Annotated in this window: 19 protein-coding genes, 9 tRNA genes, 1 pseudogene, 1 riboswitch and 2 other annotated features; of the genes and pseudogenes, 3 read left to right on the forward strand and 26 right to left on the reverse strand. The window is 34.2% G+C overall.

Features of this window, described 5'->3' with window-relative positions:
* Positions 1-26 precede the first annotated feature (26 nt).
* The 20 genes from HALSA_RS07405 to HALSA_RS07500 form a co-directional block, all read right to left on the reverse strand.
* On the reverse strand, positions 27-518 hold the full coding sequence (locus HALSA_RS07405; RefSeq protein ID WP_013405973.1) for a CvpA family protein: 492 nt from the start codon (positions 516-518) through the stop codon (positions 27-29).
* Positions 519-869, reverse strand: coding sequence for a cell division protein ZapA (locus HALSA_RS07410; protein WP_013405974.1), 351 nt, complete (start codon positions 867-869; stop codon positions 519-521).
* A gap of 72 nt (positions 870-941) precedes the next feature.
* On the reverse strand, positions 942-3,362 hold the full coding sequence (pheT, locus tag HALSA_RS07415) for a phenylalanine--tRNA ligase subunit beta (RefSeq protein WP_013405975.1): 2,421 nt from the start codon (positions 3,360-3,362) through the stop codon (positions 942-944).
* 68 nt (positions 3,363-3,430) lie between these two features.
* Positions 3,431-4,456, reverse strand: a complete 1,026-nt coding sequence (gene pheS, locus HALSA_RS07420) for a phenylalanine--tRNA ligase subunit alpha (RefSeq protein ID WP_013405976.1) — start codon at positions 4,454-4,456, stop codon at positions 3,431-3,433.
* 61 nt (positions 4,457-4,517) lie between these two features.
* Positions 4,518-4,744, reverse strand: a binding site (T-box leader).
* Between the two features lie 60 nt (positions 4,745-4,804).
* Positions 4,805-5,608 (reverse strand): TrmH family RNA methyltransferase, encoded by an 804-nt coding sequence (locus HALSA_RS07425; protein WP_013405977.1) that lies wholly within the window; start codon positions 5,606-5,608, stop codon positions 4,805-4,807.
* 3 nt (positions 5,609-5,611) lie between these two features.
* On the reverse strand, positions 5,612-5,971 hold the full coding sequence (gene rplT / locus HALSA_RS07430) for a 50S ribosomal protein L20 (protein WP_013405978.1): 360 nt from the start codon (positions 5,969-5,971) through the stop codon (positions 5,612-5,614).
* 53 nt (positions 5,972-6,024) lie between these two features.
* Complete coding sequence (gene rpmI / locus HALSA_RS07435) at positions 6,025-6,222, reverse strand: 50S ribosomal protein L35 (RefSeq protein ID WP_013405979.1); 198 nt, start codon at positions 6,220-6,222, stop codon at positions 6,025-6,027.
* Positions 6,223-6,266: 44 nt separating this feature from the next.
* Positions 6,267-6,836, reverse strand: a complete 570-nt coding sequence (gene infC, locus HALSA_RS07440; RefSeq protein WP_013405980.1) for a translation initiation factor IF-3 — start codon at positions 6,834-6,836, stop codon at positions 6,267-6,269.
* Between the two features lie 210 nt (positions 6,837-7,046).
* Positions 7,047-7,685: a nitroreductase family protein gene (locus HALSA_RS07445; RefSeq protein WP_013405981.1), complete on the reverse strand. Its 639-nt coding sequence runs from the start codon at positions 7,683-7,685 to the stop codon at positions 7,047-7,049.
* Positions 7,686-7,729: 44 nt separating this feature from the next.
* The gene (locus HALSA_RS07450) at positions 7,730-8,392 is read right to left on the reverse strand and encodes an aspartate/glutamate racemase family protein (protein WP_013405982.1); all 663 of its coding nucleotides are present in this window, start codon (positions 8,390-8,392) and stop codon (positions 7,730-7,732) included.
* A 103-nt stretch (positions 8,393-8,495) separates the two neighbouring features.
* Positions 8,496-10,454: a threonine--tRNA ligase gene (thrS, locus tag HALSA_RS07455; RefSeq protein WP_013405983.1), complete on the reverse strand. Its 1,959-nt coding sequence runs from the start codon at positions 10,452-10,454 to the stop codon at positions 8,496-8,498.
* A gap of 82 nt (positions 10,455-10,536) precedes the next feature.
* Positions 10,537-10,761: a binding site (T-box leader), on the reverse strand.
* Between the two features lie 114 nt (positions 10,762-10,875).
* Positions 10,876-10,965 (reverse strand) — tRNA-Leu (locus HALSA_RS07460).
* A gap of 20 nt (positions 10,966-10,985) precedes the next feature.
* Positions 10,986-11,062 (reverse strand) — tRNA-Val (locus HALSA_RS07465).
* Positions 11,063-11,070: 8 nt separating this feature from the next.
* Positions 11,071-11,159 (reverse strand) — tRNA-Leu (locus HALSA_RS07470).
* Positions 11,160-11,442: 283 nt separating this feature from the next.
* A tRNA-Cys gene (locus HALSA_RS07475) sits at positions 11,443-11,517 on the reverse strand.
* A 15-nt stretch (positions 11,518-11,532) separates the two neighbouring features.
* Positions 11,533-11,607, reverse strand: a tRNA-Gly gene (locus HALSA_RS07480).
* Between the two features lie 7 nt (positions 11,608-11,614).
* A tRNA-Phe gene (locus HALSA_RS07485) sits at positions 11,615-11,690 on the reverse strand.
* A 4-nt stretch (positions 11,691-11,694) separates the two neighbouring features.
* Positions 11,695-11,771 (reverse strand) — tRNA-Asp (locus HALSA_RS07490).
* A gap of 13 nt (positions 11,772-11,784) precedes the next feature.
* Positions 11,785-11,860 (reverse strand) — tRNA-Val (locus HALSA_RS07495).
* Positions 11,861-12,024: 164 nt separating this feature from the next.
* Positions 12,025-12,888: an LCP family protein gene (locus HALSA_RS07500; RefSeq protein WP_013405984.1), complete on the reverse strand. Its 864-nt coding sequence runs from the start codon at positions 12,886-12,888 to the stop codon at positions 12,025-12,027.
* A 203-nt stretch (positions 12,889-13,091) separates the two neighbouring features.
* Between HALSA_RS07500 and HALSA_RS07505 the strand changes: the two genes are divergently transcribed.
* Positions 13,092-13,179 (forward strand) — tRNA-Leu (locus HALSA_RS07505).
* Positions 13,180-13,615: 436 nt separating this feature from the next.
* Complete coding sequence (locus HALSA_RS07510) at positions 13,616-14,191, forward strand: TapB family protein (RefSeq protein WP_013405985.1); 576 nt, start codon at positions 13,616-13,618, stop codon at positions 14,189-14,191.
* A gap of 94 nt (positions 14,192-14,285) precedes the next feature.
* Here HALSA_RS07510 and HALSA_RS12470 read toward each other — a convergent pair whose 3' ends face one another.
* The 6 genes and pseudogenes from HALSA_RS12470 to HALSA_RS07540 form a co-directional block, all read right to left on the reverse strand.
* A complete protein-coding gene (locus HALSA_RS12470; RefSeq protein WP_013405986.1) occupies positions 14,286-15,008 on the reverse strand; it encodes an MgtC/SapB family protein in 723 nt (240 codons plus the stop codon).
* Between the two features lie 141 nt (positions 15,009-15,149).
* Positions 15,150-15,319: riboswitch (M-box (ykoK) riboswitch) on the reverse strand.
* Positions 15,320-15,424: 105 nt separating this feature from the next.
* Positions 15,425-16,255 (reverse strand): leucine-rich repeat domain-containing protein, encoded by an 831-nt coding sequence (locus HALSA_RS07520; RefSeq protein WP_013405987.1) that lies wholly within the window; start codon positions 16,253-16,255, stop codon positions 15,425-15,427.
* A 20-nt stretch (positions 16,256-16,275) separates the two neighbouring features.
* Positions 16,276-17,454 (reverse strand): YibE/F family protein, encoded by a 1,179-nt coding sequence (locus tag HALSA_RS07525; protein WP_013405988.1) that lies wholly within the window; start codon positions 17,452-17,454, stop codon positions 16,276-16,278.
* A gap of 165 nt (positions 17,455-17,619) precedes the next feature.
* Positions 17,620-18,937: pseudogene (locus HALSA_RS13335) on the reverse strand (RNA-guided endonuclease InsQ/TnpB family protein).
* Between the two features lie 337 nt (positions 18,938-19,274).
* Positions 19,275-20,867, reverse strand: coding sequence for an alkaline phosphatase (locus HALSA_RS07535; protein WP_013405989.1), 1,593 nt, complete (start codon positions 20,865-20,867; stop codon positions 19,275-19,277).
* A gap of 635 nt (positions 20,868-21,502) precedes the next feature.
* Complete coding sequence (locus HALSA_RS07540) at positions 21,503-22,573, reverse strand: IS30 family transposase (RefSeq protein WP_013404838.1); 1,071 nt, start codon at positions 22,571-22,573, stop codon at positions 21,503-21,505.
* Between the two features lie 439 nt (positions 22,574-23,012).
* Here HALSA_RS07540 and HALSA_RS07550 point away from each other — a divergent pair.
* Positions 23,013-24,280, forward strand: a protein-coding gene (locus HALSA_RS07550; RefSeq protein ID WP_095522096.1) for an IS3-like element ISHahy4 family transposase whose coding sequence is annotated in 2 segments (ribosomal slippage) — positions 23,013-23,313 and positions 23,313-24,280 — 1,269 coding nt in all. Because the reading frame shifts where the segments join, the coding sequence is not laid out codon by codon here.
* The last annotated feature ends 96 nt before the right edge of the window (positions 24,281-24,376 follow it).

A 24,376-nucleotide genomic window follows, 5' to 3' on the forward strand; every position in this document is an offset into this window, starting at 1 on the left:
TAATATGATTAAAGGCCATGAAATTATCATGGCCGAAAAAGTTCTTCTATTTGAGATTGTATATAGGGAGAAGCTTCTAGAAGTCTGCTCCCTAAAAAAGACTGTTCTACCACATCATTTAAATTTTGATAAGGAATTTCTGCCAGAATTATCACCAGCAGATAAATAATGATACCTGCCTTGACAAGTCCAAGGATAAAACCGGCTGCTCTATCTACAGGTTTTAAAAAGATCGCATCTATGATCCGCTTAATTGTGATTCCCACTACATGTATAGCAATATTAACTACTATAAAAACTACTACAAAACTAATAAACTGCAGCAGTGAAGTAGAAAGATCAAGATAAGGCTCCAGTAAAACACGGAAATAGTCATACTGCCTTACCGCCACGAATAAAGCGGCAATCAAACCCAGAATAGTACTTGTCTGATCGATAAAACCACGCCTGAAACCATTATAGGCAAAAAACAGCATCATAACCAGAATAATGATGTCGAAGAAATTAATAATATCCAATTATTCTACCTCCTCGAGCAGAGAATTTAACTCCTCGTTCTCCTGCCTCAGTTTTTTTAGTTCCTGATGCAGACTTTGATTCGCTTCTTTGAGCCTTTCTTTTTCTCTACTCAGTTCCACACACCGACTTCTCAGCTTAAAATACTCATCAGCTAAGTTTATCATTGTTAAATGGGTCAATCTTCTAAAGGGAAGTTTTGGATAAGCATTTTTAATTTCCTTACCGGTTTTTTCTACATAATTAGCAAGTTTATTAATATATTCTTCATCAAAATCTCCAGTGACTGTAAAACTATCTCCTAAGACATTTAATTTAAATTTGTTTTTGTTTTCTTCATTTTCTGCTCTCATTGGCAACATCTCCAGCTTTAGTAGTCTACTATACTATATTCATTACAAAAAGCTAAATTCCTGCCTAAAATATTAATTTCCTCTAATTTCTGCTGAATATTGCTCTGATAAATGGTCTACAATTTTATTAAAACGCTCATTTACCTCTTCATCACGGAGAGTTCTATCTTCTGCCTGGAATTTTAATTCAAAAGCAGCACTCTTATAACCTGATTTGATCTGGTCTCCCTGATAGATATCAAATAGATTCAATTCTTTAAGCATAGCTCCTGCTTCAGATTTAATTGCCTGATAGATTTCTCCTATTGCAATATCTTCTTTAATTACTACCGCCAGGTCACGATCAAGTACCGGGTATTTGGTAATTTGTTTATAATGATAACTCTTATCCTTACTCAATTCAAAGAGTTTATCCAGGTCCATTTCGAAAATGGTTGTGCCCTGAGGCAGATCATTTTTTTCTGCTAATTCAGGATGAATCTCTCCGATAAAACCGAGTTTATGTCCTTCAACAATAATATTGGCTTTTCTACCGGGATGGAGATAGGGTCTTTGTTCAGCAAATTCTAAGTGATAATCTTCAAGCAAAATATGTTCAAACAGCATCTCTAAAACACCTTTAAGCTGATAAAAATTGGGAGCATCCTGCTGCCAGAGATTATCTTCAGCTCCAAAGAGTCCTCCCCCAAGCTTATTTAATTCTAAAGGCCTTTTATTATCTCCCTCTTTTCTAAAGACTGTCCCTGTTTCAAATACAGCCATCTCAGCTCCCTGGCGGCGGGCATTAGAAGCCAGCACATCGATTAAACCAGGAATTAAAGTTGTTCTTAAGATCCCAAAAGCTGCACTTAAAGGGTTTTTAATTTCAACAAAATTATTGAATCTCTCTACCTGGGTTAAATTTAAATCCTGATAACCTTTTTTAGCCTGAAGACTGTAAGTTATTACCTCATCAAGCCCACCAGAATTAAGCAATTCTTTAAGATCTTTTTCGAAATTTTGTTTGGCCGTTCTTTTTCCCCGCTGTTTAGATACTGGACGACTTGATTCTATCTCATTATAGCCGTAAACTCTAGCGATCTCTTCAACTAAATCAGCACCACGGCTGACATCTGTTCTAAATGATGGTACAGTAACCAAAACCTTATCCTCTTTTTTTTCTAAGGAGAACTGTAGCCTTTTTAAGATTTCAATAATCTTGCTTTCTTCTAACTCAACTCCTAATAGTTCATTAACCCGATCACAGTCAAGTTCAATTACTGCCGGCTCATATTTGCCTGGATATTCATCAATTACCCCTGGAACGACCGTTCCACCTGCACATTTTTCTAAAAGCTGACAGGCCCTATTATTTGCTTCAACCGCCTTTTCAATATCAACCCCTCTTTCAAAGCGATGAGAGGCATCTGAATGCATACCCAGTTTTTTAGCCGTTTTACGCACACTTACCGGATTAAAATAGGCTGATTCTATCAAGACATCGGTTGTTTGAGCAGTAACTTCGCTTTCAAAACCACCCATTACACCTGCCACAGCAACCGCCTCATCTGGATCTGCAATGACCAGCATCTCATCATCTAAAAGCCTTTGTTCTTCATCAAGGGTTGTAATCGTTTCTCCTTTTTCAGCCCTGCGGACAATTATTTTACCATCTTTTATTTTATTATAGTCAAAAGAGTGTAAGGGCTGATTATATTCCATTAAAACAAAGTTTGTTATATCAACCACATTGTTAATCGGTCTAATCCCAGCTGCTTTAAGCCGTCTTTGTATCCAGTCTGGTGATTCTTTGATCTCTACATCTTTAATTAAACGAGCACTATAGCGGGGACAGAGATCAGGATCTTTAATTTCTATTTCTACCTGCTCAGAAATATGAGTTTCATTTTTATCTTCATTAAATTGAATCGTTGGCTTGATCAGTTCTTTATCTTGAGCATAGAGTGATTTAATCTCTCTTGCTACACCAAGCATGCCAAGACAGCGGGCATAGTTTGGAGTTAAATCTAATTTATAAATATAGTCATCAAGTTTCATGTATTTTATAAAGCTGAGACCGAGTGGAGCATCAGAATCAAGCACCATAATTCCTGCTGCTCGTTCTTCCTGTAAGCCGAGCTCATCAGCAGAACAGATCATACCTTTTGAGATCTCACCTCTTAACTTTACTTCTTCAATTTCCATCCCTCCGGGCAGGCTGCTGCCGACTCCAGCAAAGGGAACCTTCTGTCCTTCCTCTACATTTGGAGCACCGGTTACTACAGGAATTTCTTCATCTCCTGCTTCGGTTCTAATATAACAGATCTGCAGTTTATCTGCATTTGGATGTTCTTTTATTTTAGTGATCTCTGCGATTATTATATCTTCTAAACCCTGACCAAGATATTCTAAAGCTTCAACTTCCAGACCAGCCATTGTCAGCTTTTCGGAAAGATCTTCAGCACTAAAATTAATATTTATGTATTTTTTTAGCCAGTTATATGAAATCTGCAAATTTATCATCCTTTCTTTTTCTGATTAAAGTATTAGCTAACCATAAGTTATATCTTTAATAAAAATGTTTAAAATTGATGTAAAAATCTCTTATCATTTTCATAGAGAACTCTGATGTCATCAATTCCATATTTTAATAAAACAAGTCTATCTAAACCTACCCCAAAAGCATAACCACTGTAATACTCGCTGTCATAACCTGACATTTCCAGCACATTAGGGTGGACCATTCCAGCACCCATGATCTCAAGCCAGCCTGTTCTAGAACAGAGTGGACATCCCTCTCCACCACAGACAATACAGGAAACATCAACCTCTGCACTGGGTTCAGTAAAAGGGAAATAGCTGGGTCTAAATCTTACATCTCTATCCTCACCAAATAGGGCTTCGATTATCAATTCTATGGTACCTTTAAGATCACTAAAAGAAATACCCTTATCAATTACTAAACCTTCTGCCTGATGAAAGATCGGTGAATGGGAAGCATCAAGCTCATCAGAGCGATAAACTCTACCAGGTGCGATGATCCGAACCGGTGGTTCCTGTGCTTCCATAGTTCTTATCTGTACTGGAGAAGTATGAGTTCTCAGCAAATAATTGTCATCGATATATAGGGTGTCCTGCAGATCACGTGCAGGATGATGTTCGGGAATATTTAAGGCTTCAAAATTATAGTATTCACTTTCTACTTCTGGACCTTCGGCGATTGTGTAACCAAGTCCGATAAAAACATCTTCTAATTCTCTGGTAATTAAAGAAAGAGGATGCTGTCTACCTGCTTTAACCTTTGCTCCAGGTAGGGTGACATCTATTTTTTCTTTTTTAAAACGCTCTTTTGCTGCTTTAGACTCTAATACTTCTTTTTGTTCATTAAGCCAGTTTTCAATTTTAGATTTAAGCTGATTGGCTTCTTTGCCAACTACCGGCCTCTTATCAGAAGCAATTTTCCCCATTTGACTAAATATGGACTGGATCGCTCCTTTTTTTCCTAAATATTTAATCCTTAATTCTTCTAATTGATCAAGATCAGCCAGTTCTTTTAGTTCTTTTTCTGCTTCTTTTTCTATTTTTTTAAGCTCTTTAAGTAAATCCAAATTTAACACCTCCAAAATATATTAAAAAGAAAAGTTTTTTTAAAACAAAAAAATCCCGCCCAAAAGGGACGAGATAACCGTGTTACCACCCTGTTTACTCCATTTTAAACTAATGGAATCACTTTGTTTTGTTAACGGAAGTTTTAATAACTTCCGGAAAAACCTACTCAATTCAGTTTTCAGCTCCAGAGTGAACTTCACCCAGCTTTGCTATTAAACCGCTCTCAGTTAAGACGGTTATTTCCTGTAATAGAAAGTCTAAGCTACTCTCTCTTTCTCAGCTTTTAAGTATTATAATTTTCAACTTTGATTATACCATAAGTAATTTAAGTTAACAAGAACTTTAAATCACTTTAACTGCTGGGCCAAAATCTCAAAAGAAATAACGGCTGCTGCGATGGCAGCATTTAAAGATTCCATTTCTCCTTTAAGCGGTATTTTAACCTTCATATCTGCTATATTAAGCAGATCTTCTGCCAGACCATTGGCCTCATTACCGATCATTAAAATTAATTTTTGCTGGTATTGATGCTCAAAATGATATTTTTCAGCCTTAATATCAGCTGCAAGCAGTTCAAAATCAGCTGCCCTGTCTTTTAAATCTTTTTTAAATTCATTTTTAGAAACTTTCTGCCAGATTGGGATGGCAAAAATACCACCCATACTTGCCCTGATAACCTTCTGGTTATAGATGTCCACCGAACCTTTTAGGGCAATTACTGCCTCAAATCCAGCTGCTGCTGCAGTTCTAATCATGGTTCCCATATTACCTGGATCCTGAATCCTGTCTAATAGTAAAATTTTATCTGCAGTTTTAAAAAACTTTTCACTGCTGTAGTTAGGTTCTTTAACAATAGCGATAATCCCCTGAGGATTAACTGTAGCTGCAGTTTCTTTTAATAATTCTTCACTGACCAGGTCCAGGCTGACCCTGTTTTGCAGCTTATCGATTAAATCTTTGTTTTTATCAGCTTTAAAAAAAGCAGGAGAGAGAAAGACCCGTTCAAAATCTGCTCCTCCTGCTGATGCAGCCTCAATAAGCCTTTTTCCTTCCAGAACAAAGACACCTTCTTTTCGTCTTGTTCTGCTCCGATAGAGCTTATTTAAATATTTAATTTTATCATTTTGAGAACTGCTTATAATTTCATTCATTTATTAATTTCCTAGCTGTTCTTTTGCTAAACCAACCAGATCTGAAAATGCATCTGAGTCATTTACAGCCAGATCGGCTAACATTTTACGATCTATTTCAACTTCAGCCTGTCTTAAACCATTGATAAAACGGCTGTAAGATAAGCCTTCCTGTCTTGCAGCAGCATTGATTCTGGTGATCCAGAGTCTTCTAAAATTACGCTTTTTCTTTTTTCTATCTACATAAGCATAATGAAGAGATTTCATTACTGCCTGATTAGCAGGACGAAATAATTTGCTGCGGGAGCCAAAATATCCCTTAGCCATTTTTAAAACCTTTTTTCTGCGCTTACGCGCCTTATTACCTCTTTTTACACGTGGCATCTTTGTGACACTCCTTCCAATTTAACAAATTCTTATTTAAGTTATAGTTTTTCTTACTTATATGGTAGTAATTTTTTATATCTTTTTTGATAAGTTTTATCAAGCATTGTTGCTTTACGAAGCTTTCTTTTTCTTTTACCAGATTTTTTAGTTAAAATATGACTGTGAAATCCTTTATGACGCTTAATTTTTCCACTGGCAGTAGTTTTAACTCTTTTTGCTATACCTTTATGTGTTTTAATCTTTGGCATGAATTTCCCTCCTTCTCTAAATTAAAGGATCAATGCACTTTAATTTAATCATCAAGATCTGGAGTTAGAAACATCATCATATTTCTACCTTCCATCTTAGGCTTACTTTCTACCTTACCGATATCATCTGTTTGTTCGATCAGACGATCCATAAGGTTATAGCCTAATTCTTTATGCATCATTTCTCTACCTCTAAAACGGATTCTTACCTTTACTTTATCCTTGTTGTTTAAAAATCTGCGAGCTTGCTTTAATTTTACATTAAAGTCGTGATCCTCTATTTTAACACCCATCTGAACTTCTTTGACATTCATTACATTCTGGTTTTTCTTGGCTTCTTTCTCTTTTTTAGCCTGTTCATATTTATATTTTCCATAATCCATTATTCTACAAACAGGTGGATTAGCCTGGGGAGCAACCTCAACTAAGTCCAAACCCTGTTCTGCAGCACTGTCTAGTGCTTCATCCCGTGACTTGATACCAATCTGATTACCCTCGGGATCGATTAGCCTAACCTTTTTTGCTCTAATACGATCATTGACTCTTAAATCATTAACGATATTTATGCACCTCCTGAGTGATATAGAAAACAAAAAACGGATGGTAGAAACCACCCGTTAAATACAAAATCAGTAGAACAAATATACTTTAAAAGCATATTTCTACAGCAAAATAGCTATAACTCTGCTGCAATTAAATTACTGATATTAACCAGCTCTGCTGGTGAGAAACAGGTGTCTCTACTTTCTTTTCCTTAATGAGTATATCACAGCCAAAAACACCTGTCAAGAATATCAGCTTAACTTTGTGCTATTTTAGTTCATTTATTTAAGCCAGCTCGTTACTTCTTCAAGAGCTTTTCTTTTCGGTGAACTAACCTCGCCAGCAGGCACACCAAGTGGAGTAATTAAGGCCAGATCAAAAATGCTTTTATCAAAATCTGCCTCTAGACTGGCCTTTATCTCTAAAGCAGCATAATTCTGACTTGTCATCCAGCAGGTTCCATAGCCAAGCTCAGCAGCTTTTAGCATAAAGTTTTCTGCAGCAGCTGCAATATTTTGGATACCGGGTTCAGCTTTCATAAGTGCCTCAATTTCTTCCTTAGGTGAACCAGCAGCTTCCATAATATTTCTACCTGTTACTGGATAGGGAGCAGCAAAAAACAATACTAAAACCGGAGCATCTTTAAAAAAGGTGCCGAATTTTAAATATTTCTTGAAATTATCTTTTAAATCTCCATCATCAACAGCATCTCTTAGCTTTTTATTTTTTTTAGCTATGATATCTGCAAGCTCATTTATTTTATCTTTATTTTTTACTATTACAAAGTGCCAGTTCTGCATATTTTTTCCCGAAGGAGCCAGAGTTGCTGCCTTAAGCATTTTCTTAATATCAGCATCAGATACCGGATCATCACTAAATTTTCTTACACTACTGCGCAGTTCAAAAATATCTTTTCCCATAAAAAATCCCTCCAATTTGCTATTTGTTGATAATTAGCTACTTCTTATTTGTGAGCTAAAAGCTTTTCTGCCATAACTTTAATTTTGTCTGCAGGATCAATAATGTTTTCATAAAAGCCCTTTATCTCCTCTTTAAGATAGGGCAGATGAGTACATCCTAAAAGTAATGTATCGGCTCCCATGGTTCTAAAAGCTACTAAAAGTTCTTGAAGTCCGGCTTCAGCTAATATTTCTGTTGGATCTTTTTGAGCTTCAATCGCATTAATAATTGGCATAATTCCAGCACTAACAAATTCTAGATGAGGATTCTTTTCTGCAATGATATTTTCAATTTTAGCCGCACTTTGAGAATTAGCAGCCAGTATAGCAAGCTTATCTAAAGAACTTAGATCAAGATTTTTATAAACAGCTAATGGGGTTAAGATAGGGATATCAGTCAGAGCACTTATTTTATCTACCTCAAGCACAGCACTTAAAGAATTACAGTAAATAATTATTATATTTGCCCCGGCCTTTTTCAAATGCCTAATTGTATTTATTGTTTTAATCTCCAATTTTTTAGGTGAAATATACTGCAACCTGTTCTGCTCATCAGCAGTTTCTGAAATATAGGCAGAAACAACTTCCAGTCCTTTTTTACTAAAAAATATTTCTCCCAGTTTAGTATCAAAAGGAGTACCTGCAGTAATCCCATATTTTATTCCCATATTACCCTCCATTCTGTTATATGTACCAGGTACCTATGGTAAGACCATAGGTACCACAAGGCTTTTCTTCTTTTTTTAATTTATAGGTACCAGGTACCTATATCTATATTGCATCTTCTTTGTTAATAACTTTGTTTTCTATCTCAGCAAGAATTCTCTCTTTAAATTCTGCAAGTGGACTTGTACCGAGGTCTCCTTCTCTTCTTTCACGTACAGAAACACTGCCGTTTTCTTCTTCACGGCTGCCAACAATCAGCATATATGGAACCTGTTCAACCTGAGCTTCTCTAATCTTATAGCCTACCTTTTCGGTTCGAGCATCAACCTCTACCCTGATATCATCTGCTTCAAGTTCTTTTTTAATCTGATAAGCATAATCCAGCTGATCATCAGAAACAGGAATTATTTTTGCCTGTACAGGAGCCAGCCAGGTTGGAAAAGCACCTGCATATTTTTCAATCAACATTGCTAAAGTACGTTCATAACAACCGATTGAAGTTCTGTGAATAACAATCGGATGCTGTTTTTCATTGTTCTCATCAATATATGTCATATCAAATCTCTCAGGCAGGGCAAAGTCTATCTGTACTGTAATTATTGTATCTTCTTTACCATGGACATTTTTGAACTGAATATCTAATTTAGGACCATAAAAAGCAGCTTCTCCATCTGCCTCTTCATATTCCATATCAAGGTTATCCAGGATGGTTTTCATCTTTGCCTGTGAATCTTTCCAGGCTTCTGGATTGTCGATATATTTATCTTTATTTTCTGGATCCCATTTAGAAAATCTGTACCAGATATCATCTTCTATACCTATTGACTCCATCATGTAGTTTATCAGATCAATTACTCCTCTGAACTCCTCTTCTAACTGCTCAGGAGTAACAATTAAGTGTCCCTCAGAAATCGTAAACTGACGCAGTCTAATTAAACCATGCATCTCACCAGAGGCTTCATTTCTGAAAAGGCTGGAGGTTTCTGAATATCTGATCGGAAGATCACGGTAACTTCTTAGTTTTGAATTATAGATCTGAAACTGAAATGGACATGTCATCGGCCTTAATGCCATTAAATTATCATCTTTTTCTTCATCACCTAAAATAAACATACCATCTTTGTAATGTTCCCAGTGACCAGAAATTTCATATAAATCACTTTTGGCCATAAAGGGAGTTTTTGTTATTTGGTAGCCTCTTTTTTCTTCTTCATCTTCTACAAAACGCTGTAATATTTGAACTACCTTTGCTCCTTTAGGCTTTAATAGGGGTAATCCCTGACCGATCTCATCTACTGTCATGAAAAGGTCTAATTCCCTACCCAGTTTATTATGATCTCTCTTTTTGGCTTCTTCTCTACGTTCTAGATATTTTTCCAGTTCTTTTTGGGAAGCAAAAGCTGTACCATATATTCGCTGCAGCATGGCATTGTTTTCATCACCACGCCAGTATGCTCCAGCAGTATTTAATAATTTAAAAGCTTTCACATAACCTGTTGAAGGAAGATGAGGACCTCTACAGAGATCAACAAAATCACCCTGGAAATATAGGCTGATCATTTCGTCATCTAATCCATTGATTAATTCTATTTTATAATCCTCATTTCTCTCCTCCATTAAAGCAATTGCTTCTTCTCTGGGCAATTCTTTTCTTCTTACCTCTATATCCTCATCAATAATCTTTTGCATCTCTGCCTCGATCTCTTCTAATGACTCCTGATTAAAACTCTCTTCTAAATCAAAATCATAATAAAATCCATCCTCAATATCCGGACCAATAGCAACCTGTACATTATCATAAAGTCTTTTTACGGCCTGGGCCATCACATGTGAAGCTGTATGTCTAATAACCTCTAAACCTTCTTCACTATCAATTGTAATGATAGAGAGTTCTACATCATCTGTGATTTCATAATATGCATCGACTTTTCTGCCATCAACTACACCAGCTATAGCATCTCTCCCCAGACCACTACCTATTGAATAAGCTATTTCCTCTACTGTAACTCCAGCATCATATTCTTTTTGCGAGCCATCTGGTAATGTAATTTTAACCTCTGACATTTATTTCTCCCCCTTTTATTTTCTAAAATCTATTTATAAGCTATTAAAGGTCTTTAAAATACAAAAAATCCCTCATCTCAATAATAGAGACGACGGATCGCGGTTCCACTCTAGTTAATATTCATCTCTAATTATAGATGAACATTCACTTAATAAAATAACGGTTTATATCCGGACAGAAATACTATTTTCCTTCTGCCTGCTCATGGGTGGTTTTCAATCTGCAGAAATGTTATGTGTTTTCAGCCTCTGACACAATTCTCTTTTAACATTCAGCAAAAATACTCTTCCCAATCTCTGCATTTAATATTTATTAATTTTATTAATATTAATTATAAAACTTCTTAAATAAAAAGTCAAGTAAGACAAAAAAATCCACCTATTGCTTTGACTTTTCAGAAAAAGCTAGTGGAATAAAAAGTGGTGCCGGGGGTCGGGCTCGAACCGACACGGGGAATAAATTCCCACCGGATTTTAAGTCCGATGCGTCTGCCAATTCCGCCACCCCGGCAAATTATATCTGATTTAAAATGGTGTTGGTAAGTGGATTCGAACCACTGGCCTCTACGATGTCAACGTAGCGCTCTGACCAACTGAGCTATACCAACTTAAAAAGTGGTGCCGGGGGTCGGGCTCGAACCGACACGGGAATAAATTCCCACCGGATTTTAAGTCCGATGCGTCTGCCAATTCCGCCACCCCGGCACAAAACTTTAATAAGTATTTTTAAGCTTATTTTTATCTTGCGACATTTTGTATTATATCAACGGGTTCTATTATTGTCAAGACAAAAGGCCAAATTTTTTTGCTTTCTCTGATAATTTTTGGGCTTGTTTTAAAAACTGCTCTCTGTATCTTTTAATTAAATTAGCTGCTCAATTTTTTAGCAAAAAAATACAAATAAAAAACCCAAATCATAGGATTAGCTAAATAGCTAAATAACCCTTTGATTTGGATTCTTAAATAAGATATATTTTAAAACTATATTTGGAGGCGGCACTCGGATTTGAACCGAGGAATAAAGGATTTGCAGTCCTCTGCCTTACCACTTGGCTATGCCGCCTGGCTGCAAATTGAATGGAGCGGGAAACGAGATTTGAACTCGCGACCCTCACGTTGGCAACGTGATGCTCTACCACTGAGCTACTCCCGCTCAAAAATGGTGGTGAGAGACAGAATCGAACTGTCGACACGTGGATTTTCAATCCACTGCTCTACCGACTGAGCTATCTCACCAAAATGGCGGAGGAGACGGGATTTGAACCCGCGATCTCCGGCTTGACAGGCCGGCGCGTTAAACCGCTACGCTACACCTCCGTATAATATAAAATGGTGGGCGAAACAGGGCTCGAACCTGTGACCCCCTGCTTGTAAGGCAGGTGCTCTCCCAACTGAGCTATTCGCCCATCTGCAGTAGATTAAAAAACAATTACTGCGTCAGCAATAACTAGTATATATAAAAAGCAGACTCAAGTCAAAAACATTAATAGTTTATTAGACGCATTTAAAAGCTTTTAAGAATAATATACTCCTTTATACTCGATTAATCTAGTGCATACAAATTTTTCTTTTAATCTACAAACTCTAATTCAATACTGTCATTTTCTCTTAAATAATTCAGTATCTCTGTTGCTAAGACAGGGCTAATATCTGTTTCGACTGAATTATATGTATTAACAACCGTATTATATAAATCCCTTACATTAAAGAGAAAATTATTACCTCTAATTCTTTCTACTACTGCATTTATAACCTGTCTCTGTCTCTGCAGGCGAGTATCATTATCTAAGTCCTTCCAGCGTACAAAGTTTAAGGCTTCTTTACCAGATAAAAGATTATTACCGGCCCTTAAATTTAAACCCAGGCCTGGGACTCTCAGCTGCTCATCCAAAGTTATCTGTACTCCTCCGAGCTCATCAATTACTTTTTCAAAACCGGGAAAATTTAAATAAAGATAATAATCAAAGTCCCTGGACTTTGCCTGAGCTACTTTAGTGTTTAATTCTCTAAAATCAAAATCTTTTAAAGCTCTATTTTGATATTCCATAGTCTCATCAACTGTCTCGATAATAATTACTTCCTGTTCAGGTCTAATTTTAACTATCATAATTGAGTTAGCTTCAACCTCATCAAGTTCTTTATCATCTGTATCATCTAAACCAACAAATAATATATCTAATTCCTGTTCAAAAGTAGTATCATTTAAATTCATCAAACCCAACAGTCTGTCAATTAAACCTGGATCTTCTTGAAGTTGATCTCCCCCAACAATTAAATCATCATCTACAGGTTCTATTCCTCTTTCGAGATAATAACCTGTATAAGCAATAAATAAAATAAGCAGAGCTATTAAAGCAATCCCCAACCATTTGTATTTATTATTTTCTTTTTGATTTTCTTCTTTTTGATTATTTTCTGGATTTTTTTCTGCCAATGTAATTGACCTCCCTATTAATGAACTCTTGTCTCTATAAATTATATTCGTGATTATTAGCTTAATTCCTGCATATTTGGGCATTCTTAATGATTTTATCTACTTTCGATATCTTTAGACAAATTTTTAAAATTAATCAACAGGAAATTTCCAATTTCTATTGACAAAGAAATAATTTATGGTATAATTTATAATTGTGATGAGCCGAGGTGGCGGAACTGGCAGACGCGCAGCGTTGAGGGCGCTGTGGGCATTTTGTTCGTGTGGGTTCGAGTCCCACCCTCGGCACCATTTTAATTTAATAAGTTAATTTCCCCCAAGTTTACCCTGGTAGTGCAGGTTTCTTGGGGGTTTTTTGTTTCTAATGTAATTGATCTTTTAAAATAAATCACTATTCAAAACTATCCTGTAATTCTTCTTCAAGTTCATCGACTCCTTCTTCAACTTCTTCTCGCATTTCTTCCTCGGTGGTTGGATCATCATAGCCTTCTTCTGATCCTCCACATCCTGCTAAAGAACCAATATTTTTAAAGCTTATACAAATTTTGTCTTTTCTATATATTTTGAATTGAGCTATCTCCCCTATTCTTAACCGAATTTGATTGTAATTTTAGTGCTGCAAGCTTAGAATTAATATGATAAGATTATATTAACTAGCAAAGTATGATTTTATATTTTAATCTATTTTTAGGAGGAGATTAAAATTTATAAGAAACTTTTAATTATTTTGTTGATATCATTAATTATCGGTGGATGTGTCCCTGATGAAAGAGAAACTGTTAATTTAAAAGCTTATTTACCATTACAAGAAGGAATGACATATAATTTTACTGGTGAAGGACCAATTCATCCTGGTTTGGAAAGAGAAATTATGTTCACAGAAAACTCGTATGGACAGATTTTAGATAAAGGTACTGGTACAAATATAGTTTTAGTTTATAAAGTTGAAGAAAATCGAATAGTAAAAATATTTGCAGAAGCCGAATTTTATGACGAAAATAATTTAATTAAAAAATTAGAAGAGGAAGCTGAAGTTCAAGAGGTGATTTTACAACTACCGCTTGAAGAAGGTGCTACCTGGGAAACAAATGATAAAAAACGACGAATTGTTTCTACCGATAAAGTTATAACTGTACCTGCTGGAACATTTTATGATGTGATACAAATAAAGATTACTTCTCTTAATCAAGAAAATAACAATAAAAGCTATCATTATTATGCTAAGAACATCGGTTTAATCAAACAAAAGACTATTGGAGAAAATTTCGAAATTACACTTGAATTAGAGTTTTATGGGCTTTAAGTCTTCTCCCTGTTTTACTGCATAATTTAAAGCTTGCATTAATTGCTCATCTAAAATTATGATCTTTAGTTTCTTTTTAATTTAAATATTACATTTAGCTACTTTCTTCTCTAGCATTATTCGCTTTAAAATCAGTGCTAAACTCATCTATTTCTAATTCTATATTATCTATCTTTTTATGCTTAGAGTACTTAGCTATCAAATCATATAACATTTTAACATCTATCCCTTTGATTTGTAGATAAGCAGTGATTTTTAAAACATCATCTTGAATAAAATTACTGGATATATGCTTTATATTTCCACCACTCTCTTTAGCTATTTTTTCTAAACAAGACGTCCCTTCTCTTAAATCAGAATCATTAAATATAATAGTAATTTTACATTCAGAATCTCTAAAATTATTATGTTTACCAACAAATTTTTCCTGGAAATAACGCAAGCCAAGATGAGAAATGAGTACAACAAGAGCACCTATAATAGCTTCTTTCAAATATCCAGCTCCCGCTAATACTCCTGTAGCTGCACTGCACCATAATGTAGCAGCGGTATTTAAGCCACTAATGCTAAATCCTTTTTTTATTATAACACCTCCACCAAGAAAACCAATCCCAGAAACTATTGAAGCCCCAACTCTAGTCGGACTACTTTCTTCTGGAAACATCATTGAAAATAGAACATATAGTGCTGCTCCCAAAGCAACTAAAGTATTTGTTCTAATTCCAGCCATTCTTTTGCGCCATTCTCTTTCGACACCAATAATAACTCCAGCCATCAAAGCTACCAAAAGCCTTATAACAAATTCCCAAATTTCCATATTACTTCCTCCCTACTATTACCAAAGGTATATCTCAAAAACTTATTTTTATCTATGATACATTGAGATACTTCTCTTTCACCTACCAAAAAAAAATAAAGAACTCACAAGGAGTTCTTTACTAACAATGATTAACTATCAGCACCCAACTCCTCGTCTAAGCTTTAGCACTGTATGACATAGACTATATTAGTCAGCTATCTTAGATAGGCCTTAATTCGGTCTGCTATCTGTTCTACCCATTGGTGTCTCTGGACATTTCTGGGCAATAGCTTATCTCCATACAGGAGCCTCACTCAACAATTGGATATATAAATTTTCTATTCTATATTATATATATATTAGAAGAATATGTCAAGAAAATTTAATTTTTTTGTTTTACATAGATTTTTACAAATATATAACTCAATTGTTAATCAATACATCCTTCTATACAGTAACTGGATATTTCGATCCAGCAGAATATTAATATTTTCCATATCTTCTGATCCTTCACTATAGTCAAGATGGTTTCCCTCAAAATTAATAAAATCACCCTGACCTAATCCTTCATTTTCAACTAAAGGTGAGATATCAGAAACATTATTATAGCCAAAAGATAAAATTTCTAAAGCAGCAATTTCTGCTAAAGGTGAAATATCTTCTACCTGATTATGAACAAAAAATAATTCTTTTAAATTATCTAATTTAATTAAAGGTGAAATATCTTTAATTTGATTCCGATCTAAAATTAGTCTTTCTAAATCTTTTAACTTAGCAATTTCACTAATGTTGGTTAACTGGTTATTACTTAAATTTATGCTCTTTAAATTACTTAATTCTTTCAATGGAGAAATATCATTAATTCTATTATCTCCTAAAGTTAAGACTTCTAATTTATCTAATTCAGCAAGTGGGGTTATATCTGCTATATTATTGCTTTGTATATTTAATTCTTTTAAATCTTCTAATTCAACTAAAGGTGATAAATCTTCTATCTGGTTTTGACTTAAAATTAGCGTTTCTAATGCTACCAAATTGTCTATTCCTTCTAATGATTCTATTCCTTTGCTTACAGCATGCAGTTCTTTAATATCTTTAATTTCATCTTGATAAATTGCACCTGATGATTTATCTATGTTTTCTCTAACTGCCGCTTCTAAATTAGGATCTTCAAATTCAGCTTCTTCTCCCCTCATAATTCCACATCCTGAAACTAATAAAACTATTGATAAGCAAGCAATTAAAAACAATAATTTTTTCCTCATTTTCTCACCTTCTTTTGAGTTTAATCTTCTTTTTTAGAAAAAAAGTAATCTTTAATGCCAAATAAAGAGAAATCTGTCTCTATACTATAAATCCAGGCTGCAAAAATGGTAGTAATTGGTGCTACTAAAACTATGCCTATACTGCCAGTTAATATTCTTAATATCTCTGATACAATCAATCTCAAATTCATTATTCTGACAAAACTTGCTTCTCTAGTCATAAAGGCCATAAATAAAGTCATATAACTACCGATATATGCTAATAGTAAAGTGGTTGTCATTGTCCCGATTACCGCACTTCCAACATTAAAGCCCGATTTTGCTAATTCGAAAAAGCTAATATCCGGTTTTCTTAACTTGATTTCTTTTATAGTTGCAGCCATATCCATCGCTATATCCATTGCTGCCCCAGAAGCACCTATAACTACAGTAGCAAAAAATATATCTCTTATATTTAAATGCATATAACCAGCAAATAATACCTCTCCTACATAAGGAACAGAAAGACCATCTAAGGCTAAACGATTACCAAAAAAAACTACTACTCCAATGGTAATAAACAAACTGCTGACTGTCCCAACAAAAGCTGAAATACCTTTTTTGGTAAAACCGGCAATTGAAAAAACAATTAAGGCAGATAAAATTACCAAAACGAAACCAGAAAAATATAAAGGGTTTAAGCCATCTAACAAACCTGGAATTAGTAAATTCCAGATTATATATACACTTCCTGCAAAAGAAATTAAGGCTCTTAAGCCAGTATAACCAGCATATAATAATAACAATAACATAAAAAAAGCCATTAATATAAACGTCCAATTTTGCCTATAAACATCTAGAGCTATTGCTCCTGCTATTTGACCCTCAGCAGTTTCAAAAAGGCCTACTATAATTTCTTCACCTTCGCTGAAACTATAATCCCAGGCTAAACTACCTACTAACTGATTAGTGGCTCTAATTTGTTGACCTTGAAATTTTCCATCTTTTAATTCTACTTCAACAAATTGATTACCAAATCTAGTGATTCCGCTTCCCTGTACATCTCTATCATCTGTTTCTAAAACGACCCCTCTAGCTTCTCGACTAAATTCTTCATCACCAGGTCGATGGAAATAAAAACCGGCTAATATAGCAATTAAGATTAACCCAATAATTAATGATATCATTCTCTCTTTATTTAAAAGCAGCTTTTTGCTCATCAAACCCCTCCAATATTAGCAGTTATATGTATTGTGAACCTCTCCACCTAAATCAAAACCAAGATTTAGAGGGAGCTTCTAACTGCTTCATATAGATTAAAGTTCAACCTATATTACTAGGTCAGTTTACAAGATGTTTGGCTTTTAAGTTTTGCTCCTAATAGCTTAGGATACCCTTAATCTTGAAGGATTGTCCACAAATCCATTATCTCTCGCCTCTTTGATAGGTCTGAGAATACATTTATCGTTATGGTATTTACGAAGTATATTAAAACTACCATTCTGATCAGCATTAATTAATAGGCCCTCGTTAGTTTTAAAGAGACCTCTAGTAATTCTTCTGGATTTATCATAGTTACTTTTATTTATTTTTTCCAGATCTACTGAACTACATCCAGAAGTATAGCTTTCATCAATTCCAACAACTTTGATACCTTTTAGTTTAGCTTTGTATTCAATTAATTTTTTTAATCTCTGGATCGGTATTTGGACAAAAGATTTAAGTTTGCTGCATTGTTTAATATTTTTTATATCTCCAATTACAATAGTTTCTACTTGATTTTCAATTGCTAAATCAACTATTTTGCAGCTAGCTTTATGGAGATAATCTCTAATATAATTTCTTCTCTTTAATCTCAGATATTTTATTCGTTTAGTATCTCTAATTTTACTGGTAGCTAACTGCCTCATTCTAATGCTTTGTAGTCTGGCAATTTCTTTATTAAAATAAGAATTTTTGGATTTAATAGTTTTACCATTGATAATATAACAATCAGAATTGTTTTTAAATGTTAAAGTAGCCAAATTATCAAGACCTAGATCTACTGCCATTATGTTAGATTTCTTATTTTCTTTTGCCTCTTTAACTTTGTAGATGATTAGTAGATACCATCTTTTAGAAATACGGTCCTGCTTAATCTTTATCTGCTGGACAGCATCTAAATCTATAATGCTTTGAACTGCTTCAGGCAGCTCAAAATTAAGAAGGCCAAATCGAATACGGTCATACTAAAGCTTTCCTTGCGTATTATAAATTAAAAGCTTTAGTGACCTTCACATTATATTTAGATTGTATCTTTTTAGATAAGGATAAGAGTAATTTATTATCTTTAATTCTAACAGCCAGATTGGTAAAAATTATTTCACAGGGATTACTGTTCATATGTTTAAAATTCGGTGACCCTGGCTGACCTTTATATTTTTGAGGATTCTTTTTATAATCTTTGAGAGAATTAAAAAAACTTTTCCAGTCCTTAGCTAACTGCTTTAATGCCTGCTGTCTGTTATGGGAGTGAAGGTAGTCATTATGCCAGTTATTTTTATATCTAGTTTCTAATTCAGTATAGACAGCTTTTACATCTTTATTATTTTTAATCTGATAATTGACTGTATTATATAATTTAGAGCAATGCCAGGCTAATTCATTAATTATTACTAATTGCTTATGGCTTAATTTAGGCTTGAATTTAAATGATAATCGCATTGATTTTTCACCTCCATCCTACTATAATTATATCATACATATGTTTGCTTGTAAAAGAAAAAATGGAGGTTTGATCTTTATGAATAGAGACTTAAATAACAATTATCATTCTGTTTATAGTCTACAATATCATTATTGTATCTTCTGGTGGTGCTACTATTGAGACAATTAAAAAGTATATTGAAAATCAGAATAAATAGCCAATTTATCTCCACCCAATGCATAGCTTGGATGGAGTTTTCTTAGCAGTTTTAGATAAAATAAAGTTAGCAGGCAGCCCAATTATTAGTCTACCTGCCAACTTTGAAATTTAGCATTTAATATTCACTATATTATTTTATCTGCCAAATATTCTTCTTAATAAGTTACGACTTTCAGCTACTTCAATTTCAGCTACTCCTACTTCTGGATCTAATTCGAAGTCCAATAAAGCTGCTGTGATTTTAGCTACATCTGTATTATCCATTCTACCTTCATAATTACTAGCTCCTGCACCATGAGCAGTAAGTTGGATAGCAGAACCGGTGTGAGATGAAGTATTCCAACCAATCTTAGCTCTTCTGGAAACAATATGAGCTAATGTAGACTGAGCTGGTGAAATCCAGGGAGCCTGTGGCCAATGAGCATACATTACATCGCGCATTGCTTCTTCATCATAAGGAACATCATAATCCTGACCGCCATCATAAACGCCACCTATTCTTCCAGGGCGGCCAACATCTGCTTCGCGACCATATTCTTTCTCAATCGCTACACCATGTTCCATCCAGGCCTGTTCTCTTGGTGTTAATTCATCTAAACCGAACTTATCAGCTATATCTTGATACCATTGTTCTTCATTTTCAAAAGCAATTCCTTCTTCTATAGACGCATTTTGAGCAAATATAGGCTCAAAATTTAAATAATAACCATATTCCATACCTTCACAACTGTTTAAACCTAAACCACCAGTTTCGTGGTCACCTGCAACTATAATTAAAGTATTGTCAGGATTTTCTTCATAAAATTCTAACGCAACTCCAATTGCTTCATCAAAAGCAATAGTGTCATAGATCATTCCACCTGGATCATTGTTGTGAGCTGCATGGTCAATACGTCCACCCTCAATAACCATCATGAATTTCCCATAATTTTCTAAAGTATTAAGGGCTACTTTTGTCATTTCAGCTAGACTGGGTTCTTCTGCAGGATCTCTATCAATTTCATAACTCATATGAGTTGGATGAAATCCGGCTAATAGTCTCTCTCTGCCTTCAGGTGCAAAGTTTCTGAATTTCTCTACGTCTGCTGGACCCTCAAAAATATTATAGCCAGCTGCTGTAAATTCTGCATACATATTTCTATCATCTGTTCGACTTGAAGCAGGATGATCTTGAGGGTATAAGTGTCTATATCCACCACCAGCTATAACATCAACTTCTTTTTCTAAATAATGTTCAATAATCTCATTTTCCATCCCTCTATCAGGTACATGGGAAGCAAAGGCTGCTGGAGTAGCATGTGTAATTCTTGTAGTGGTAACTAAACCAGTACCCCAGTCATTTTCCCTGGCCCTATCCATTATGGTAGTTGTAGGTTTATGATCAGTTGTCATTCCTACATAACCAAAGTTGGTCTTATGTCCTGAAGCTAAAGCAGTTGCAGTCTGAGCAGAACCAGGTACTACTTTATCTGCACCATAAGTAGTAGTAATAGCCATCTCATCTAATTTGTTCATGTTTAATCTAAAATCAGGATCATCATATTTAGCCTGTAAATAATATTCAGTCAAAGTCGACTGTGCATTACCTAAACCATCACCGATGAAAAAGAATACATGTTCTACTTCTTGCGCCTCAGTTTGAACAGGTGCAAAAGCTAAAGCTGCAAAAACACTAACAAACATTACTAGGGTTGCTAAACTTAATTTCAAAATTCTTTTTGCTGACATTTAAATTTCCCCCTGATTTTTAATGAAATTTTAGTAATACTTGCTTTTTTATTAAGCCTTTAAAAAGACTTAACTCTAAAAACTAATTCTTCTCCCCCCTTTTTAAGTTTTTAAATTTTATTCAATTCCGAGCGCCCCAACTCGCCAAACAAAATTTAAAAAATTATCATCTTAATAATGCAATATCTTAGCTAAATTTAATGCAAATATCCTGTCAATTTGCCTAATAATAAATACAAATTACATAAAGATAGCTGCAAAAAACTTAATAATTAGTGAACGTTCTGAATTTTATTAATATACAAAAAATAGCACTTATTGATTTATAGTAAAAATCAATCATTAATTCTCTAAAAACTTCAGGATTAAATAATTTAATTTCTATATATATATAAATCAAATAGTACTATAATAAGTTTTATCAACTCGCCTCCAAAAAACCAAATTTCAATTTTTTTTTTGGCAAAAATACAAAGTTTATATTAAAAATATTTAAAATTTTAATGATACCATTATCATAACAGATTTTTCGACTTTTTTCAATGAAATTCAAAATCAATTTTTAAAAGGTGAATTGCAACATGCAATGCACGCTTTTTTAATCTTTCTTAAAATCACCTGTACCTTCATTACTTCTAGACACTAAAGCTTAATTTCTCTTTAAATAATTTATCTGAGTTTTCATAGTTAAACATTTTTCTAGGATAAGTATTTATAAAATCCTGAATCTTTTTTATCAGTTTTCTCTTAATACCTTTAAAACTTGTGCCTTTAGGTAAAAATCTTCTGATAAACTTATTAGCTACTTCATTTGATCCCCTTTGCCAGCTACAGTATGCATCACAATAATACAAACTAGTTCTAGGTATACTGCTACCTGTATATGATTGTTCTATACCTTCATAATCTGCAAATTCTGAACCGTTGTCTGTAGTAATCGATTTAAATGTTTCCCTAAAATTAACAACCCCAAATCGTCTTTCTATACGATCAAGTCCTTTTACCACTGACTTTGCTTTTTTGTTTGGTATTTTTTCTATGATTTCCTGCCTAGTTTGTCTTTCTGTCAGCACTAGTAAGGCAGGTTCATCTTTTTGTTTTAACCCTTCTACTAAGTCCATCTCCCAATGCCCAAATTCCTCCCTGGTATCAGCTCCTTCAGGCCTATCTCTAATTGTACGACCTTCCTTACGCCTCGTAGTGCTTTCACTTTCTTTTGGTCTGTCTTTCCCAGTTTTATAATTACCATGTGGGAGATCGCTTCTGTCTATATTCAAAACACCTTTATCTATGTAATTATAGATTGTTTTCCAGTGTAATTGAATTTCAAATTTATCTGATTCTTCAATGTCTTTTGCCACTGCTGCAGGAGATCTTAATTCCTTGATTTTTTCTTCTATAAATTCTGCTAACTCTTTATTTTTATCGATTTTTAAATCAGGGCCTTTATTCGAATTATTAAATTCATATACTTTCTGTGCTATCTCTGGTACATATTCTTTTCTGGTTGTTCCATCACCATTATCAAGTTCTACCTCACCTTTTTTTATTTCTCGACTGATTGTTGTTCTATGGCAGTTTAATTCTTCGCCTATTTCAGTATAATTTTTTTCTTGGACATTATATAAATGTTTAATTAATTTGCGATCATCAAAATTCAGGTGTTTTCCTTTGCTTCGTTTTGTGTTACAATTACTTTGACACATATTCTGTACCTCCTAATGTTTTTGTCGCTATTAACATTATACAAAAGGTACAGGTATGTGTCTATTTTTTTATCTAATCACCGCGTGCATTTAATTATACAATTCAAAATCAATTTTTAAAAATATATTTAAGGTTTTTATAATCGATTAGGAGGAAAATAATTAATTAATTTTCTGTCCTCTCCCACCACCACAGCATACCGTTCGGTACTGGGCGGTTCATTAAGTATTAGTTACATGTGCATATCTTTCCGTAAAGCTAAAGTATCCCAGTTTCTTTAATAAAATGTTTCATTCTTCAGATTCCACCTCACGGTGGATACCCTTGTCTTCAGCTAGCGGGTGGCACTATTAACCTCCACATCACTATATAGCCCCCTAACAGAATTGGAGAAAAAGTTTGAAAGTGATATACTCTAATTACAAGGGGGAAACACCAATGGCAAACAGAAAATATTCCGATGAAACTAAAGAACAAATTGTAAAAGAATGTCGCGAAATAGGTAACACAGCTCTTGTAGCAAGACGACATAATATTTCTAAGCATACTGTTTACAGCTGGGTCAAAAAAGCTAAAGAAACAGGATCAGTTAGATCTCTTCCTAAAGATGAAAAAAAGCAAATGAAAGAGATAGAAAATAGATTAAGTAAAATGAGCGATGAAAATGATAAGCTCAAAAAAATTGTAGCAGAAAAAGAATTAGAATTAGCGATTTTAAGGGAGTTGAGAGATAAAGTAAACCCCCGATAGCCCTCAAAGTTCAGATTGCATCAAAGTGGATAAATAAAGGGTATAAAATCTCTATTGTTTTAGACTTTGTTGGGCTTAATTCTTCCACTTACTACAGTAATATAAATAGAAAAACTGAGAGTGAAAGTACTAATAGCAGCAATTCCAATAATCCTCAAGGAAGACCTGTCCCTGGGTATTCTCTAACTGAATCAGGTGAAAAAATATCTGATGAACAGATTAAAGAATGGCTCTTAGAACTGGTTGCAGGAGATGGCTTCCCTTATGGTTACAGGAAACTTACAGTCTGTTTAAAAGAAGACTATAACTTGAAAATAAATAAGAAAAAAGTATACAGGTTATGCAAAGAACTGGATATATTAAGATCGCAAAGAAAAATCAAAAAATTTAGACCTAAAAAGATTGCAAAACAGGAAGAAATTACAGAACCAAATCAACTCTGGCAGATGGATTTAAAATACGGCTACATAAATGGAACAGATCAGTTCTTTTTCCAGATGTCAGTAATTGATGTCTTTTATAAGACTGTTATAGATTATCACCTGGGACTAAGCTGTAAAGCTAAAGATACCTGCAGGGTATTAAAGGCTGCTTTAAATAAAAGAAAGCTGTATAAAGGCATGAATTTGCCTAAAATTAGAACAGATAATGGACCACAATTTGTCTCTAAATTATTTGGAGACACCTGTGAAAAACTGGGGGTAGAGCATCAGAGAATTCCAGTTAGAACACCTAATATGAATGCTCATATAGAATCATTTCATTCGGTTTTAGAAAAAGATTGTTATTCAATTAATGAATTCAGTAGTTTTATTGACGCCTATAAAAAAGTCAGTGAGTATATGAATTATTATAACAACAGATACCGTCATGGCAGTCTTAATGATATGCCTCCAGCAAAATTTTATAAACTGGCTAAAGCAGAAAAAATAGTTGCTGAACCAGTACTCGCCTAAATCAAAAAATGAGAAACTAAGAATGAGCGAGCTTAACAAACATATTTTCCATATTTAGGGGGTTGAACCGATCAGACTTACACTAACTAGCAAATA

This window comes from Halanaerobium hydrogeniformans (genome assembly GCF_000166415.1).
GTDB lineage: Bacteria > Bacillota > Halanaerobiia > Halanaerobiales > Halanaerobiaceae > Halanaerobium > Halanaerobium hydrogeniformans.

Coding starts and splice junctions, on each gene's coding strand:
- HALSA_RS07540 (WP_013404838.1), bottom strand. CDS start 22,573: ATGTGTCAAAGTAATTGTAACACAAAACGAAGCAAAGGAAAACACCTG.
- rpmI (WP_013405979.1), bottom strand. CDS start 6,222: ATGCCAAAGATTAAAACACATAAAGGTATAGCAAAAAGAGTTAAAACT.
- HALSA_RS07445 (WP_013405981.1), bottom strand. CDS start 7,685: ATGGGAAAAGATATTTTTGAACTGCGCAGTAGTGTAAGAAAATTTAGT.
- HALSA_RS07525 (WP_013405988.1), bottom strand. CDS start 17,454: ATGAGCAAAAAGCTGCTTTTAAATAAAGAGAGAATGATATCATTAATT.
- HALSA_RS07425 (WP_013405977.1), bottom strand. CDS start 5,608: ATGAATGAAATTATAAGCAGTTCTCAAAATGATAAAATTAAATATTTA.
- HALSA_RS07535 (WP_013405989.1), bottom strand. CDS start 20,867: ATGTCAGCAAAAAGAATTTTGAAATTAAGTTTAGCAACCCTAGTAATG.
- HALSA_RS07450 (WP_013405982.1), bottom strand. CDS start 8,392: ATGGGAATAAAATATGGGATTACTGCAGGTACTCCTTTTGATACTAAA.
- HALSA_RS07410 (WP_013405974.1), bottom strand. CDS start 869: ATGAGAGCAGAAAATGAAGAAAACAAAAACAAATTTAAATTAAATGTC.
- HALSA_RS07520 (WP_013405987.1), bottom strand. CDS start 16,255: ATGAGGAAAAAATTATTGTTTTTAATTGCTTGCTTATCAATAGTTTTA.
- rplT (WP_013405978.1), bottom strand. CDS start 5,971: ATGCCACGTGTAAAAAGAGGTAATAAGGCGCGTAAGCGCAGAAAAAAG.
- thrS (WP_013405983.1), bottom strand. CDS start 10,454: ATGTCAGAGGTTAAAATTACATTACCAGATGGCTCGCAAAAAGAATAT.
- HALSA_RS12470 (WP_013405986.1), bottom strand. CDS start 15,008: ATGGAAATTTGGGAATTTGTTATAAGGCTTTTGGTAGCTTTGATGGCT.